Origin of the sequence: Amycolatopsis rhizosphaerae, assembly GCF_007713715.1 — a bacterium.
In the GTDB taxonomy this organism is placed as follows: Bacteria; Actinomycetota; Actinomycetes; order Mycobacteriales; family Pseudonocardiaceae; genus Amycolatopsis_E; species Amycolatopsis_E rhizosphaerae.
The window spans coordinates 1-15272 of record NZ_VJWX01000126.1 but is presented as its reverse complement, the minus strand read 5'-3'; the positions used below and the strand labels follow the sequence as shown (position 1 = coordinate 15272).

Below are 15272 nucleotides of genomic sequence, written 5' to 3'. Positions count from 1 at the left end.
CGGTCAACCCGTGCTCGCGGCGGCGGAGGGAGTCGTGGTGTTCGCCGGTCAGGTGGGGGGTCAGGAAGTGCTGTCGATCGATCACGACGGAGGCCTGCGGACCACCTACGAGCCCGTCGCTCCCACCGTGCCGCCCGGCACGCAGGTCTTCCAGGGGCAGCCGGTCGGTGCCGTCGTCCCGGGGCATCCGGGATGCCCTCAGGCCGCCTGCCTGCACTGGGGCGTCCGGCGGGGCGGGGAGTACCTCAACCCGCTGGCGCTGATCCGCACCGCATCGGTGATCCGCCTGAAACCATGGGACCCGCCCTGATACCCGCTCACGGCCCGGGCTGGTTCAGACCCCCGCCTGCTCGGTGAGGCGGGCGCGGAGGCGCAGCACTGCCCGGGTGTGGAGCTGGCTGACCCGGGATTCGGTGACGCCGAGAACCTTGCCGATCTCGGCGAGGGTCAGGCTCTCGAAGTAATAGAGGCTGACCACGATCCGGTCGCGTTCGGTCAGCTGGGCGATCGCCTCGGCCAACTGACGCCGGTTGTCCCGGTCGACCAGGACCGCCACCGGATCGACGGCGCCGTCGTCGGGCAGGGTGTCCACCAGTGACCCGCTGTCCTTGCCCGCCGCGACCAGGTCCTCCAGGGCGACGACACTGGTCAGCCGCAACTGGCCGTAGAGATCGCGGAGTTCGTCGAGGCCGATGCCGAGTTCGTGGGCGAGTTCCACATCGGTGGGGGTGCGGTGCAGCCGCGCGCCGAGTCGTTCAAGGGCCCGCTCGGCTTCCCGGAGCCGGCTGCGCACCACGCGCGGCACCCAGTCCTGGGAGCGCAGATCGTCGAGGATGGCGCCGCGGATGCGCTGCATGGCATAGGTCTCGAAGCGCAGGCCCCGCTCGGGATCGAACTTTTCGATCGCGTCGATCAGGCCGAAAATGCCGGACTGGACGAGATCGCCGACGTCGACGTGAGTGGGCAGCCCCGTGCCCACCCGGCCTGCGACGTACTTGACGAGCGGCGCGTAGTGCAGGACGAGCCGTTCACGCAGCCGCTGATGCGGGTTCGCGCGAAACTCCCGCCACAGCGCCTGGATCGCGGCATCCACCCCGTTCGGCGTGCCGGCGGACTTGCCCGGCTCGTCGTCCGTGACCTCGCTGGAACCGCGCGACTCGGAGCCGGCAGCAGCGCCGGCAACGGCGGCTGCAGGATCGTCGGCCTGGCGGTCCGCGACGGCATCCGCCTGGGACAGGGCGGCGTTGTCCGCGTGAGGGGACACCGTGCCCTCAGACGGCTGGGGCACTTCCGCTCTGTCCTCGGCCGCCCCGGTTTCCCCTGCGTCCTCACCGTGATGGGGGGCAGAGCTGCTCTCCTCCTCCGCGGTCTCCGGGGAGGAGGCGGGACGAGGGGTGAGCTCGGCCGAGGAGGCCTGCCCCTGCCGGATGGCGGGTGCGCGGCGATCGCCGTTCGGGCAGGTGCCCGAACGGCTCACGTCGGTCAAACGCACGTCGGCTGTCACTGGACGGCCGCTCTCGACAACGGGCTCAGTTCGGTCTCCGGGCTCAGGTCAGGTCGGTGGTGGTGAAGGCGGGTCTCCCGCTCCCGCCGCTCGCTCCCGCGGTTACCGGGCACGAGGGTGGGCTCGGTCGTGGATCGCCTTCAACCACTCGACTGTCACGTGAGTGTAGAGCTGGGTCGTGGCAAGCGTAGCGTGACCGAGTAATTCCTGAACGCTGCGAAGATCCGCCCCGCCCTCCAGCAGGTGAGTTGCGGCGGTGTGCCGCAGGCCGTGCGGTCCCATGTCCGCGGCACCCGGGACCGAGCCGACAGCGTCGTGCACGATCCGCCGGACCGCCCGGGGATCGATGCGGCGCCCACGAATCCCCAGGAACAGCGCCACGGGATCCGCTTTCCCCACGGCAGAGAACAGGGCAGGCCTGCCGGCGCCGAGCCACACTTTCAGGGCAGTTTCGGCCGGAATCCCGAACGGCACGACCCGTTCCTTGCCGCCCTTGCCGAGGACCCGCACGACACGCGCGGCGAAATCGACATCGGCGACGTCCAGACCACACAGCTCGGACACGCGGACACCGGTCGCGTAGAGCAGTTCGAGGATCGCGTGATCACGCAGGCCCTGCGGGTCGGCTTCGGCGGCTCCCGACGCCGAGGCCCGCATCACCTCGGCTGCCTCGGCGGGAGCCAGCACCGTGGGCAGGACCCGGTGTGCCCGCGGTGCGACCAGGCGCGCCCCGGGATCGCTTTCCAGCACACCGACCCGCTTGGCCCAGGCGGTGAACGTGCGGGCCGCGGCCGACCGGCGGGCCAGGGTGGTGCGGCCGGCTCCCCGGGCGCGCTGGTCGGCGAGCCAGGCCCGGAGTGCGGTGATGTCAAGCCCGGCCAGCACCTCCGGCCCGTCCTGGGCTCCGCACTCGCCCGGTCTCCGGTTTCCCACTTCCGGGGGTTCTTGCCCGGCCGAATCGAGGGCGGGGAAACCATCCTTCAGGGCGACGCCGAGTCGGGTGGGTTCGTCGTCCCCGGCGCCGGTGAGGAATCCCAGCAGCGAGGTCATGTCGCCCACATAAGCCAGGACGGTGTGTTCGGACAGGCCCCGTTCCAGGCGCAGGTGCCGCTCGTAGCGGGTCAGCAGGTCCGCCACCGACGGTGGCAGCGCTTCGCGTACCCGTCGCAGGTCGGCGCGGTCTTTCGAGCCCCCCACGGTTACGCCGGAACCAGCGGCTCGACCGGCATCTCCCTGTCTTTCGCGCGCACAGTGCGCTCTGCGAACACAAATTCGCTGTTTTCGCGCCTTCTCAAGGTTCTGGCCATGCCTCTCACGCTGAGTGAAGCCGCCCCCGCGGTCAAGCATCGCCACGCCGCCTCTTGTCGTCCGGAGCACCTCCTTCCCCCTTCGGCTGCCCGTGCCCGGCCTCCGTTCGCTTCCTGCCGCGGGGCTTGCTCAACTGCCAGCCACCCTCTCCGTGTTCGGCGAACCCCTCCAGTTCGAGCGCCGGCAGGACGGCACGAACCCGGGAAACCGGTACCCCGGACTCGGTGGCGATCTGCTCGGCGGATTTGCCGCGGCGCCGTTCAAGCGATTCGTGCACCCGGAGCGCATCGGCGCCGAGGCCATCGGTGGCACGGGCCCGCGGCTTCACCCTGTCCGTTGCCTGGGCGCTCAGCCTGCCCACGACGTCGACCACGTCCTCGATGGAGCCGACGAGGGTCGCGGCGGAGTCCCGGATCAGGTCGTGGCAGCCGACCGATACCGCCGAGGTGACCGGACCGGGCACCGCCATCACCACCTTGCCGAGGACACCGGCGCTGGTCGCGGTGTTGCGCGCACCGCTGCGACGGCCGGCCTCCACCACCACGGTGCCTTCGCTGAGCGCGGCGATCAGCCGGTTGCGGACCAGGAACCGGTGCCGGGCCGGCGGGGTCCCCGGCGGATATTCGCTGATCACGAGACCGCCCTGCCCGGCGATCTTGTTCAGCAGCACCACGTGCCCCGCGGGATAGCCGGCATCCAGTCCGCAGCCCAGCACCGCGACCGTCACTCCGTCCGCCGCGAGCGCACCGCGATGTGCCGCCCCGTCGATCCCGTACGCCGCTCCGGAGATCACCGGGTGCCCCCGGGCGGCCAGGCCGTAGGCGAACTCCCCGGCCACGTTCTCGCCGTAGCCGCTGGCCGCCCTCGCGCCGACGATCGCCACGGCCGCCTCGGCCGCTTCATCGAGGCGCGACTCCCCGCGCGCCCACAGCCCGAGCGGTGGAGCCGCACTGGCGATTCCGCGGCTGTGGGCAAGCTGCAAGGACAGCAAGGGCCAGGCGGGCCACTCGTCGTCCTCCGGGATCACGAGGCGGGCACCCAGGCGCCCGGCGGCCGCGAAATCGTCCCGCACGAGATCGAGTTCGCGGCGAGCTGCGGTCTCTTCGGCGACGCGCTGCGGGCAGGCTCCCTTCCGGACGGCGTCCGCGGCATCCACCGGGCCCACCTCGGCCACGAACACCGCCAGTGCTGGTGCCGGTGGCTCGGCCACGCGCACCAGGTACGCGCGGGCCAGCCGTTCGGGAGACAGTCCGCTCATGACGACCTCCTGCCACAGCTCCCTCGCGGGACTCCTCGAAGGCCGGAGCCACCCCGTTCCCCTGCGGCCCGGACGAGGACGGCGCTCATGCCGCGCTCCGCTCGCGGAAATCCAGTGCCGCGGCGACATGATCCGCGTCCGGCCGGGACTCTTCGGCCAGGTCGGCCAGGGTCCAGGCGATCCGGAGGCAGCGATCGGCCCCGCGGGCGGTGAGGATGCCGCGGTCGAGGCCGCGGTCCAGCAGAGCCGTTGCCTTGGGCGGAAGCGCGAACTCCCGGCGCAGGACGGGGCCCGGCACCTCCGCATTGGTCCGCCAGCCGTGCCCGGCCCAGCGGGCGGCCGCGCGTTCCCGGGCCGCCAGCACCCTTTTGCGCACGACTTCGGTGGCCTCGGGCGCGGAGCCCTCATGAGTGGCCATGGCGGTGATCGGACGCATCCGCACGCGCAGATCGACGCGATCGAGCAACGGACCGGACAGTTTCGCGAGGTAGCGGCGCCGGACCGAGGGAGCGCAGGTGCAGTCGGTCTCCCTGGCCGGCGCACAGGGACACGGATTGGTCGCCAGCACCAGCTGGAAGCGGGCCGGGTACCGGACCGATCCCTTCGTCCTGGCGATCCGGACCTCACCGTCCTCCAGTGCGGTGCGCAGTGAGTCCAGGACGTGTCCGCCGAACTCGCAGGCCTCGTCGAGCAGCAGGACTCCCCGGTGGGCACGGCTGATCAGCCCGGGCGCCGCCAGACCGCTGCCGCCGCCGATCAGCGCGGCCAGTGACACCGAATGGTGCGGGGCGACGAACGGCGGGATCTTCACCATCGGCGTCCGGCGGGACAGCGATCCGTGCACCGAGTGCACCGCGGTCACTTCCAGCGACTCCGCCGGGGACAGTGGGGGCAGCAGACCGGGCAACCGCTTCGCCAGCATCGTCTTGCCCACCCCGGGCGGACCGGTCAGCAGCAGGTGGTGGCCGCCCGCCGCGGCGACCTCCAGAGCCCAGCGGGCTTCCGGCTGGCCGATCACGTCGGCCAGATCCGGCACCGCCTGTGGCTCGCCCTCCCCCGGCGGATCCGGCGGGACCAGCGCCTCTTCGCCGCGCAACCAGGCGACCACTTCGGCCAGCCGGGCCGCACCGAGCACTTCGACCCCGTCGACGAGTGCGGCCTCGAACAACGAACCGACCGGCACCACGGCGCGCGTGAAACCCTCGTTCCGCGCGGCCAGCAGCCCCGGCAGCACGCCGCGGATCTCGCGGACCCGCCCGTCCAGCGAAAGTTCACCGAGCAGCACCGTGCCCGCCAGCCGGGTCGAGGGCACCTGACCGCCTGCGGCGAGCACGGCGACCGCGATCGCCAGGTCGTAGCCCGAACCGAGTTTCGGCAGGTTCGCGGGCGAGAGCCCCAGGGTGAGCTTCTCCCCCGGCCAGGCGTGCTGCGAATTGCGGACCGCCGAACGCACCCGGTCCTTGGCCTCCCGCAGCCCGGCGTCGGGCAGTCCGACGAGCTTCATGCCGGGCATGCCGCCGCCGAGATCGGCTTCCACCTCGACGACCCGCCCGTCGATGCCGAGCAGGGCCACCGACCAGGCATGTCCGAGGGCCATCAGAACGCCCCCGGGTAGTGCCTCAGCCTGAGTTCGCCCGCCGGTGAGGCGAGGATCGCGACCACGTCGAACCGGATCGGGCACCAGCCGACGCCGAAGCTGCGCAGCCACTGTCCGGTGATCCGCCGGATGCGGGAGACCTTTTCCGGGGTCACCGCCTCCGCAGGATGGCCGTAGTTCTCACCGGCCCGGGTCTTGACCTCGCAGACCACGAGCAGGTCACCGTCGGTCAGGACGAGGTCGAGCTCGCCTTCGCGGCAGCGCCAGTTCCGTGACAACACCACGAAGCCGAGTTTCTGCAGGTACTGCGCCGCCAACCGCTCACCGCGGCGGCCCAGCCGCAGATGCGGCGCGCCGACCGGTCGTGCCACGGTGCTCATCACTGTTACCCCCCGGGTGTCGGAACCATCGCGTGCTCATCACGCTGCCAGTTCCGGCAAAAGGGGCACCAGTGGCAATTGCGGCGCCTGTGGACAACCCACCCCCTGTGGACAACAGGGGCACCGAATCACCCGGAGAACGGACCGTCCTCCGGCAACCGGAGGTCGGGCTTCTCCAGTTCCTCGACGTTGACGTCCTTGAAGGTGATCACCCGGACGTTCTTGACGAACCGGGCCGGCCGGTACATGTCCCAGACCCACGCGTCGGACATGCGTACCTCGAAGTACACCTCACCACCGCCGTCGCGGACCTGAACGTCCACCGCGTTGGCGAGATAGAACCGCCGCTCGGTCTCCACCACGTACGAGAACTGGCTGACGATGTCGCGGTACTCCCGGTACAGCGACAACTCCATCTCTGTCTCGTACTTCTCGAGATCCTCTGCGCTCATGGAATCCGCGCCCCTCCTCGCGAGCTTGACCGGTATCCGGCGGCGGAACCCTCATTCTGACTCACACCGTCGGCCGGGGCATCCACCGGCGGGTCCAGCTGCCCCAATGCCGCCGCACTCAACGTCACGCGATGCGGTGGCCGTCGCCCATGCGCGGCCGCCGCGGTCGCCACGTTGGCGTACGACCATCGATGTACCTCACTCGGACCGTGTTCGGTGAGTGCCGCGCCGTGTTCGACCGTGCTGTACCCCTTGTGCACATCGAATCCGTACCGGGGATCCGCACCGTGCAGATCGGCCATGATCCGGTCCCTGGTGACCTTGGCCAGCACCGAGGCGGCCGCCACGCACGCGACCGCCCGGTCCCCCTTGATCACGGCCAGGCTCGGCGCCGGCAGCCCCGGCACCCGGAAGCCGTCGGTCAGCACGTAACCGGGGCAGGTCCGCAGACCCGCGACCGCCCGCCTCATACCTTCGATATTCGTCACGTGGATGCCGAGCGCATCCACCTCGGCGGGCGGGATTACCACGATCGAGTAGTCCAGTGCCCTGGCCAGGACCCGGTCGTAGACCCGGTCGCGCGCCAACGGGGTCAGCAGCTTGGAATCGGTGAGCTCGGGAAGCCGCGCCGCATCACCCGGCCTGAGGACGCAGGCCGCCACCACCAGCGGGCCGGCACAGGCGCCGCGCCCCGCTTCGTCCACCCCCGCCACGGGCCCCAGCCCACGCCGTTCGAGCGCGGACAGCAGACCCCACGGCATCTCCCCCCGGATCACCGCACGGGGTGGCCGGATGGTGGCCGCGAGCGCCGAAGAGCTCCCCACTGGCTACCGCTTTCGCTTGACCGCCCCGCGTACCCTGCTCCCGAACCGGCGGCTGAGGGCCAACGTGGGCCACGCTGCGACGACCCCGAACCCGAGCGGCACGCCCTGCTGCCAGCCCGGAGCACTCAGCCCCAGCGCGGCGGGCTGCGCGTTCTGCTGTGGGTTCGTATCGCTCACGCCACCCCAGCGACCCGGGGGGAGCACGATGAACCGGGCCTTGCCGATCACGTTGGCGACCGGCACGACGCCGTTGACCCCACCGTTTCCCTGGTAGCGCGAGTCCATGGAGTCGTTGCGGTTGTCCCCCATCACCCAGAGGGTGCCCTCGGGCACCTTCACCGGGGAGAAGGGTTCCTGCCGCGGATTGTTCGGGTCCACCCAGTGGATGTAGGGCTCGTTGAGGGACTTGCCGTCGACGATGACCCGGTTCTGCGCGTCGCAGCACTGGATGGTCTGGCCGCCGACGGCGATGATCCGCTTGACGAAGTCACGCTCGTCGGGAGGGGCCAGACCGAACACCGCCCCGACGTTCTGGAAGAACCGCACGACCGGATTGCTCGACCGTTCGACCGGGGCCTCGCCGGCCACCCAGGGATCGGGGCCCTTGAAGACCACGACGTCGCCGGGGCCCGGCGTACTGAAGTCGTAGGTGATCTTGTCGACCAGAACCTTGTCGCCGTAGCACCCGGTGCAGCCGTGCAGGGTCGATTCCATCGATGCCGACGGGATCGTGTAGACCCGGGCGAAGAACTGCTGGAAAACGAAGGCCAGAACCAGCGCCACGACGATCAGGATCGGCAGTTCGACCCAGAAGGAACGCTGTTTCTTGGGCTTACGCCGAGCGCGATGCCCACTTCCACCGGTCTCGGCGTCTTCCTCGACAGCCGATCGTTCCGGCTCGTCCTCAGCAGCACTCGAGGGCACAGGTTCAACCACTTCGCCAGGCTACTCAGCCGCGCGTCAAGACGCAGTGGGGGCTTCGCGGCGCTCCTTGATCTTGGCGGCCTTGCCACGCAGCTCGCGCAGGTAGTAGAGCTTGGCGCGCCGCACGTCACCGCGCTTGAAGACCTCGATACGCGCGATGTTGGGCGTGTGCACCGGGAAGGTGCGCTCCACGCCCACACCGAAGGAGACCTTGCGGACGGTGAAGGTCTCCCGGATGCCGCCACCCTGGCGGCGGATGACCACGCCCTGGAAGATCTGGTTACGCTCGCGGTTTCCCTCGATGACGCGAACGTGCACCTTCAGCGTGTCACCCGGGCGGAAGTGCGGGATGTCGGAACGCAGCGACTGAGCGTCCAGGGCGTCCAGGGTGTTCATCGGTGAGCCGTCCTCGTCCTTCGTCTGTCTGGCGTAAATCCGGGCACGGACCTGCTGCGAAAGCGATCGACCCGGGGGCTGGCAAGGCAGCGCGCGCAGTGCCATGGCCGCGCGCGAACCGGTCAAGTATTACAGACCCGATCGCGGCCGGATCACCCGGCCCGCCGCTGCTCCCCGCGAAGGCGATCGAGCACGGCCTGATCGTGTGCGTCCAGGCTACCCTCCGGCAGCCGGTCCAGAAGCTCGGGGCGCCGGCTGGCCGTCCGTTCCAGTGCCTGGTCACGGCGCCAGCGGTCGATCAGCGCGTGGTTTCCCGACCGCAGCACCTCGGGCACCGCCAGTTCGCGCCACACCTCCGGCCTGGTGTAGCTCGGCCCCTCCAGCAGCCCGTCCGAGAACGAGTCCTGCTCGGCCGAAACCGGGTTGCCCAGGACACCGGGCAGCAGACGCACGGTCGCCTCGACCATGACCAGCACCGCCGCCTCGCCGCCGACGAGGACGTAGTCGCCGATCGAGACCTCGTCGACCGGCATCCGGCGCGCGGCGTCGTCGATCACACGCTGATCGATGCCCTCGTAGCGTCCGCAGGCGAAGACCAGGTGCTTCTCCCGCGCGTAGGCCCGGGCCATCTCCTGGGTGAACGGCCGCCCGGCCGGCGTCGGGACCACCAGCCTGGTCTCTTCGTCACAGACCGTGTCCAACGCGTCGCCCCAGACCTGCGGCTTCATCACCATGCCGGGACCACCGCCATAGGGCGCGTCGTCCACGGCGCGGTGCACGTCATGGGTCCATTCCCGCAGGTCGTGCACGCCGACCTCGATCAGGCCCCGGTCGATGGCACGGCCGAGCAGCGCCGCCCTCAACGGGTCGAGGTACTCGGGGAAAATCGTGATGACGTCTATCCGCACGGTCTGAGCGTAGCCACCGGCCCGGTGGTCCCCGCTACTCAACGTCGTCCAGCAGGCCTTCGGGCGGGTCGAGCACCACCCGGCCGCCGGCCACGTCCACCACCGGGACGATCTGCCGGACGAACGGCACCAGCACGGTCCGCCCCTCGCGATCGAGCGACAGCAGTTCGCCACCGGGCGCGTGGACGATCTCCTGCACGGTGCCGGCGACCGTCCCATCGGTGAGTTCCGCGCGCAGGCCCTCGAGTTCGTGGTCGTAGAACTCGTCGGGATCCTCGGTAGGCGGCAGATCCGCGGTATCGGCGAGCAGCAGAGCGCCCCGCAGCGCCTCGGCGTCGTCGCGGGAGCGGATCTGCTCGAAAGTCACCAGCAGCCGCCCGCTGTGGGCGCGGGCGGCTGCGATGGTGAGCGGGCGGGTGCTGCCGTCGCGGCGCCGCGCGAGCAGCGAACCGCCCTCCCGGAAACGCTCCTCGGGCGAGTCGGTGCGCACGTCCACGGCGAGTTCGCCGCGGATACCGTGCGCCTTCGCGACGCGCCCGACCACAACTTCCACGGTGGACGGGCTCAGCGATCGGTGTCGACGACGTCCACCCGGACGCCGCGGCCGCCGATGCCACCCATCACCGTGCGCAGCGCGGTGGCGGTACGCCCGCCGCGCCCGATGACCTTGCCGAGGTCGTCCGGGTGAACGTGGACCTCGAGCGTGCGGCCGCGCCGGGTCGTGATCAGGTCGACCTGGACGTCGTCCGGGTTGTCCACGATCCCGCGCACCAGGTGCTCGAGGGAGTCGGCGAGGAAACTCACGCCTCTTCCTTGCCCGCCTCGTCGGCCTTCTTCGGGGCCTTCTTCTTCGGCGTGGTCGCCTCGGAAGAAGGCTCCTCACCGGCGGCGGCCAGCGCGGCGTTGAACAGGTCCTGCTTGGACGGCTTCGGCTCGGCGACCTTCAGCGTGCCCTCGGCGCCCGGCAGGCCCTTGAACTTCTGCCAGTCACCGGTGATCTCCAGGATCCGCTGCACCGGCTCGGTCGGCTGCGCACCGACACCCAGCCAGTACTGGGCGCGCTCGGAGTCGACCTCGATGAAGCTCGGCTCCTCCTTCGGGTGGTACTTGCCGATCGTCTCGATGGCCTTGCCGTCGCGACGGGTGCGGGCGTCGGCGATGATGATGCGGTAGTACGGCGCACGGATCTTGCCGAGGCGCTGGAGCTTGATCTTGACGGCCACGGGTGTGGGTACTCCTTGGTTTTCTCGGTGCTCGCTGTGTCGGGACACGATCCGAGTGGGGAAACGGACACGGGTACCCGAAGCTTGGGGTCGCCACGGCACGGTGAGAGGGACCGGCCGCAGCAGGCAAGTGTCAATTGTGCCAGACGGGCTCGGCGGGGGCCCTAGAGGGTCATCAGGCCCAGGCTGGTGAGCAGGGTCGCCAGCGCCGGGAGGAAGTTGTTCATCTGGTGGACCACGATGGCCGCGGGGAGCCTCCCGGTGAGCAGCCGCGCCAGGCCGATCGGCAGCGCGATCACCAGCAGCAGCGTGGTGCGCAGCGGTTCGAGGTGGCTGACCGCGAACAGCGCGGTGGACAGCAGGAAGGCCGCCAGCCTGCCGTACTTCTCCGCGCCCCAGTGCAGGCGCTCGACCGCACCCCACAGCAGACCGCGGTAGATGATCTCCTCACAGACCGGCCCGAGCAGCCACAGGTAGCCGAACATGATCACCGCGGCGGTGACCGACATCGGCTGGTTCTCCACCAGCGCGCCGATGGCCGAGGTCGCGTTACTCCTGCCCACCGCGTGGGACCAGATGACGGCGCTCACCGTGGTGAGCACCAGCCCGAACACGCCGAGCTTGAGGCCGAGCTTCAGGTCGGACCAGCTCCACTCCAGGCGCAGGTCGAGTACCGGCCCGTTTCCCCGCCAGAGGGTGATCAGGACCGCGGCCAGCGCGGCGAGCAGGGTCGGGATGATGGTGCCGATCAGGACGTCACGGACCGGGGTGGCCTGGCCCGCGGCCGGGGGGCCGAGCAGAACGCTGACGAACGCCGCCGAGGCCAGCAGCACCGCCTCGACGAACAGGAACGCACCGAAGCCCCAGCGGTGCCCCGGATGGGCCTGACCGCCGGACAGGCTCAGCGGGCCGAGGGTGACGGCCGGGTCGTCCGGTTGCGTCGTGGTCAAACCCAGCCTCCGTCTCATCCAGCCGAACCATCTGCCGAGCCTAGTCCCCATCGTGGGTCCCGTTCAGGAAGCGGTGAACAGCAGGATCGCCGGCGGCAGGTTGTTGGCGGCGTGGGCCACCAGGCTGGCGCCCGCCCGGCCGGTCCGCAGCCGGGCCAGCCCGATCGCCAGTCCCTGGCCCAGGAGGGCGACCGTGCGGGTGGGTTCGCCGTGCAGGTAGGCGAAGACCACCGCGGTCAGCACGAGGATGACCCAGCGGGGAAGCCGGTGCCGCTCAAGCGCGTTCCACAGTGCGCCCCGGGTCAGAAGTTCCTCGGCCAGCGGGGTCGCCACGACCACGATGGCCACGGCCAGGACCAGCCAGCCGGTGTCGTCACTGTCGGCTCCTTCCGCCAGCTCCGTCAGCGGGGAATCGGATACCCGGTCGACTCCGTACAAACCGAGCACCAGAAGGTTCAGCGAGTACCCCACGAACAGGGCTAGCCCGCCGCACGCGAGCCCGACCTTGAAGTCCCGGTACGAAGGCCACCAGCCGAAGTCCGCCGCCGGCCCCTCACCCCAGCGGTGCGAGGCCAGCACCGGCCCGAGACCGAGCAGCAGGGTGGGCAGGAACGCCAGCGGCAGCAGGGGGCCGATGTCGAGCAGTTCGAACGGATCGCCGCCGGTGCCGCCGGGCCGCAGGGCGGTGAGGGCGGCCGTGGCGACGTGGTAGAGGCCGAGTCCGGCGAAGAAGGCGATGAAACCCCAGTGCGCTCCGAAAACCACGCGGCTCACCCGCGTCTCGCCCACCACCCCTTCAGGTTAGTGGCGCACCGCGATCGGGCGTACCCAGGGCGTGACCACCGAGGGGCCGGGCGGTGTGCTTCACCCAGCCGGGGGTCAGCCGACGAGCGCGCCCCGCAGGACGATGTGGCGCGGTGTGCGCAGGACCGCCAGATCCTCGCGCGGGTCGCCGTCGAAGACGAGGAAGTCGGCCGGGGCGCCCTCGGCGATGCCGGGGTGGCCGAGCCACTCCCGCGCCGCCCACGACGCCGCACCCAACGCCTGCTCACGGGACATCCCGGCCCGCCACAGGGCTTCGATCTCGTCGACCAGCCGCCCGTGCGCGATCATGCCGCCCGCGTCGCTGCCCGCGTACACCGGAACTCCCGCCTGGAGTGCCGAGGACACCATGTCCGCCACTCCGGCGTGCAGCGCGCGCATGTGCGCGGCGTAACGGGGGTAGCGCCCCGCCTTGTCCGCGATCCCGGGGAAGTTGTCGATGTTGATCAGCGTGGGCACCAGGGCGATCCGGCGGCGCGCCAGCTCGGCGAGCAGCTCGGGCGAAAGGCCGGTGCCGTGCTCGAGGCAGTCGATCCCGGCGGCGATCAGGCCGGGCAGCGCGTCCTCGCCGAAAACGTGCGCGGTGACCCTGGCCCCGGCCTCGTGCGCGACCTTGACCGCCTCGGCCAGCACGTCGTCCGGCCACAGCGGCGCCAAGTCGCCCACCGAGCGGTCGATCCAGTCGCCGACGAGTTTCACCCAGCCGTCACCGTCGGCGGCCTGCTCGGCCACCGCCGCGGGCAGCTCCTCCGGGGAACCGAGCTCGATGCCCAGCCCGGGGATGTAGCGCTTGGGCAGTGCGAGGTGCCTGCCTGCCCGGATGATCCGCGGCAGGTCCGCCCGCGCCTGCAGCGGGCGGGTGTCGATCGGCTGCCCGCAGTCGCGGATCAACAGGGTGCCCGCGTCCCGGTCGGCGAGCGCGTTCGCCACCGCCTCCTCCACCGTGGACGGACCGTGCACCCCGATGCCGGGATGGCAGTGCGCATCCACCAGGCCGGGTACCAGGAAACCGTCGGAGGCCACGGTGGCGGTGCCGGGCACCGGTTCGAAGGTGATCCGCCCGTCACGCACCCACAGGTCCCGCTGCCCGCCGTCGGGCAGCACCACGCCGGAAAAGTGCATGGCGTTACTTGTTCTTGGGGAGCTTGAACCTGCTCGGGTCGAAGCCCGGCACGTCGTTCAGCCCGCCACCGAGCTGCGACAGGTCCGGGCCGCCGGTACCCGGCGGCAGCATCGGCATGCCGGCGGGGAAACCGCCGCGCATCTTCGGCTGCGTCGGGCCGCGTCCCTTGCCCTTCTTGCCCTTCTTGCCCTTCTTGGCCTTGCTCCCGCCGCCCCCGCCGAAGCCGAACCGGCCGGCCATCTGCTGCATCATCTTGCGGGCTTCGAAGAAGCGGTTGACCAGGTCGTTGACCTCGCGCACGGTGACGCCGGAGCCCACCGCGATGCGCTGCCTGCGGGACCCGTTGATGATCTTCGGGTCGGCCCGCTCGGCCGGGGTCATCCCCCGGATGATCGCCTGGAGCCGGTCGAGGTGCTTGTCGTCGACCTGGGCCAGCTGCTCCTTCATCTGGCCCGCACCCGGCAGCATGCCGAGCAGGTTGCCGATCGGGCCCATCTTGCGGACCGCGAGCATCTGCTCGAGGAAGTCCTCCAGGGTCAGCTGCCCGGTACCGAGCTTGGCGGCGGCCTTCTCCGCCTGCTCGGCGTCGAAGGCCTGCTCGGCCTGCTCGATCAGGGTGAGCAGGTCACCCATGCCCAGGATCCGGCTGGCCATCCGGTCCGGGTGGAAGATGTCGAAGTCGTCGAGCTTTTCGCCGTTGGAGGCGAACAGGATCGGCTGGCCGGTGACCTGGCGCACCGACAGCGCGGCACCACCGCGGGCGTCGCCGTCGAGCTTGGTGAGCACCACGCCGGTGAAGCCGACGCCGTCGCGGAAGGCCTCGGCGGTGGTCACCGCGTCCTGGCCGATCATCGCGTCGACGACGAAGAGCGTCTCGTCCGGCTTCACCGCGTCCCGGATGTCGGCGGCCTGCCGCATCAGTTCCTCGTCGACGCCCAGCCGGCCCGCCGTGTCGACGATGACCACGTCGTGCTGCGCGTGCCGGGCCTCCTCGACACCGCGGCGCGCCACCTCCACCGGGTCGCCGACGCCGTTGCCCGGTTCGGGGGCGAAGGTGGTGACCCCGGCCCGCTCGCCGACCACCTGGAGCTGGGTGACCGCGTTGGGGCGCTGCAGGTCACAGGCGACCAGCAGGGGTGCGTGGCCCTGCTTCTTGAGCCAGAGCGCGAGCTTGCCCGCGAGCGTGGTCTTACCAGCACCCTGCAGACCGGCGAGCATGATCACCGTCGGCGGGTTCTTGGCGAGGTTGAGCCGCCGGGTCTCGCCGCCGAGGATCCCGATGAGCTCCTCGTTGACGATCTTGACGACCTGCTGCGCGGGGTTCAGCGCGCCGGAGACCTCGGCCCCCTTCGCCCGCTGCTTGATCTGCGCGATGAACTCGCGGACCACGGGCAGCGCGACGTCGGCCTCCAGCAGCGCGATGCGGATCTCGCGCGCCGTGGCGTCGATGTCGGCGTCGGTCAGCTTGCCCTTGCCCCGCAGTGTCTGCAGGGCCGAGGTGAGCCGGTCGGAGAGGGTGTCGAACACGGGGGTGCACGCTCCAGCTGGTCGTGGTTGCTCCGCAGACCAGGGTAGCCGCCCGCCGCACCGGACCTGCCAGGGC

General features: G+C 70.8%; 18 protein-coding genes. 1 reads left to right on the top strand and 17 read right to left on the bottom strand.

What is annotated here, in order from left to right; all coding sequences use genetic code 11:
- Positions 1 to 310: M23 family metallopeptidase (locus FNH05_RS14940; protein WP_144588564.1), on the top strand; the 310-nt coding region annotated here is incomplete at its 5' end.
- Between the two features lie 24 nt (positions 311 to 334).
- Here the strand turns inward: FNH05_RS14940 and FNH05_RS39260 are convergent.
- The 17 genes from FNH05_RS39260 to ffh all read right to left on the bottom strand — a co-directional run bounded on the left by FNH05_RS39260 (position 335) and on the right by ffh (position 15196).
- On the bottom strand, positions 335 to 1288 hold the full coding sequence (locus FNH05_RS39260) for a FliA/WhiG family RNA polymerase sigma factor (protein ID WP_425458448.1): 954 nt from the start codon (positions 1286 to 1288) through the stop codon (positions 335 to 337).
- A 318-nt stretch (positions 1289 to 1606) separates the two neighbouring features.
- Positions 1607 to 2701 carry a tyrosine recombinase XerC gene (locus FNH05_RS14930; RefSeq protein ID WP_425458447.1) on the bottom strand — a complete coding sequence of 365 codons (1095 nt, stop codon included), beginning with the start codon at positions 2699 to 2701 and terminating at the stop codon, positions 1607 to 1609.
- Between the two features lie 142 nt (positions 2702 to 2843).
- The gene (gene dprA, locus FNH05_RS14925; protein WP_186382552.1) at positions 2844 to 4070 is read right to left on the bottom strand and encodes a DNA-processing protein DprA; all 1227 of its coding nucleotides are present in this window, start codon (positions 4068 to 4070) and stop codon (positions 2844 to 2846) included.
- Between the two features lie 85 nt (positions 4071 to 4155).
- A complete protein-coding gene (locus tag FNH05_RS14920) occupies positions 4156 to 5667 on the bottom strand; it encodes a YifB family Mg chelatase-like AAA ATPase (protein ID WP_144588562.1) in 1512 nt (503 codons plus the stop codon).
- Complete coding sequence (locus FNH05_RS14915) at positions 5667 to 6047, bottom strand: YraN family protein (RefSeq protein WP_144588560.1); 381 nt, start codon at positions 6045 to 6047, stop codon at positions 5667 to 5669. The genes FNH05_RS14920 and FNH05_RS14915 overlap by 1 nt, the downstream gene beginning before the upstream one ends.
- A 128-nt stretch (positions 6048 to 6175) precedes the next feature.
- The gene (locus FNH05_RS14910; RefSeq protein ID WP_027946358.1) at positions 6176 to 6499 is read right to left on the bottom strand and encodes a DUF2469 domain-containing protein; all 324 of its coding nucleotides are present in this window, start codon (positions 6497 to 6499) and stop codon (positions 6176 to 6178) included.
- The gene (locus FNH05_RS14905; protein ID WP_144588568.1) at positions 6496 to 7260 is read right to left on the bottom strand and encodes a ribonuclease HII; all 765 of its coding nucleotides are present in this window, start codon (positions 7258 to 7260) and stop codon (positions 6496 to 6498) included. Before FNH05_RS14905 ends, FNH05_RS14910 begins: the two co-directional genes overlap by 4 nt.
- A 66-nt stretch (positions 7261 to 7326) precedes the next feature.
- Positions 7327 to 8259: a signal peptidase I gene (gene lepB, locus FNH05_RS14900; RefSeq protein ID WP_144588558.1), complete on the bottom strand. Its 933-nt coding sequence runs from the start codon at positions 8257 to 8259 to the stop codon at positions 7327 to 7329.
- A gap of 24 nt (positions 8260 to 8283) precedes the next feature.
- Positions 8284 to 8643 carry a 50S ribosomal protein L19 gene (gene rplS / locus FNH05_RS14895; protein ID WP_144588556.1) on the bottom strand — a complete coding sequence of 120 codons (360 nt, stop codon included), beginning with the start codon at positions 8641 to 8643 and terminating at the stop codon, positions 8284 to 8286.
- Positions 8644 to 8795: 152 nt separating this feature from the next.
- The gene (gene trmD / locus FNH05_RS14890; RefSeq protein ID WP_144588554.1) at positions 8796 to 9551 is read right to left on the bottom strand and encodes a tRNA (guanosine(37)-N1)-methyltransferase TrmD; all 756 of its coding nucleotides are present in this window, start codon (positions 9549 to 9551) and stop codon (positions 8796 to 8798) included.
- Between the two features lie 34 nt (positions 9552 to 9585).
- Entirely contained in the window at positions 9586 to 10104 is a 519-nt protein-coding gene (gene rimM, locus FNH05_RS14885) for a ribosome maturation factor RimM (RefSeq protein WP_144588552.1), read from the bottom strand.
- Positions 10105 to 10115: 11 nt separating this feature from the next.
- A complete protein-coding gene (locus tag FNH05_RS14880; RefSeq protein ID WP_144588550.1) occupies positions 10116 to 10355 on the bottom strand; it encodes an RNA-binding protein in 240 nt (79 codons plus the stop codon).
- On the bottom strand, positions 10352 to 10774 hold the full coding sequence (rpsP, locus tag FNH05_RS14875) for a 30S ribosomal protein S16 (protein ID WP_144588548.1): 423 nt from the start codon (positions 10772 to 10774) through the stop codon (positions 10352 to 10354). The genes FNH05_RS14880 and rpsP overlap by 4 nt, the downstream gene beginning before the upstream one ends.
- A gap of 164 nt (positions 10775 to 10938) precedes the next feature.
- A complete protein-coding gene (locus FNH05_RS14870; protein ID WP_425458446.1) occupies positions 10939 to 11724 on the bottom strand; it encodes a CPBP family intramembrane glutamic endopeptidase in 786 nt (261 codons plus the stop codon).
- Positions 11725 to 11787: 63 nt separating this feature from the next.
- Entirely contained in the window at positions 11788 to 12516 is a 729-nt protein-coding gene (locus tag FNH05_RS14865) for a CPBP family intramembrane glutamic endopeptidase (protein ID WP_246127741.1), read from the bottom strand.
- Between the two features lie 87 nt (positions 12517 to 12603).
- Complete coding sequence (locus FNH05_RS14860) at positions 12604 to 13668, bottom strand: amidohydrolase family protein (RefSeq protein ID WP_144588544.1); 1065 nt, start codon at positions 13666 to 13668, stop codon at positions 12604 to 12606.
- 4 nt (positions 13669 to 13672) lie between these two features.
- Positions 13673 to 15196, bottom strand: a complete 1524-nt coding sequence (ffh, locus tag FNH05_RS14855) for a signal recognition particle protein (RefSeq protein ID WP_144588542.1) — start codon at positions 15194 to 15196, stop codon at positions 13673 to 13675.
- Between the last annotated feature and the right edge of the window lie 76 nt (positions 15197 to 15272).

Excerpts from the sequence above, each read along its gene's own strand:
- FNH05_RS14920 (WP_144588562.1), bottom strand. The coding sequence starts at position 5,667 with ATGGCCCTCGGACATGCCTGGTCGGTGGCCCTGCTCGGCATCGACGGG.
- FNH05_RS14860 (WP_144588544.1), bottom strand. The coding sequence starts at position 13,668 with ATGCACTTTTCCGGCGTGGTGCTGCCCGACGGCGGGCAGCGGGACCTG.
- FNH05_RS14905 (WP_144588568.1), bottom strand. The coding sequence starts at position 7,260 with ATGCCGTGGGGTCTGCTGTCCGCGCTCGAACGGCGTGGGCTGGGGCCC.
- rplS (WP_144588556.1), bottom strand. The coding sequence starts at position 8,643 with ATGAACACCCTGGACGCCCTGGACGCTCAGTCGCTGCGTTCCGACATC.
- FNH05_RS14910 (WP_027946358.1), bottom strand. The coding sequence starts at position 6,499 with ATGAGCGCAGAGGATCTCGAGAAGTACGAGACAGAGATGGAGTTGTCG.
- FNH05_RS14915 (WP_144588560.1), bottom strand. The coding sequence starts at position 6,047 with ATGAGCACCGTGGCACGACCGGTCGGCGCGCCGCATCTGCGGCTGGGC.
- dprA (WP_186382552.1), bottom strand. The coding sequence starts at position 4,070 with ATGAGCGGACTGTCTCCCGAACGGCTGGCCCGCGCGTACCTGGTGCGC.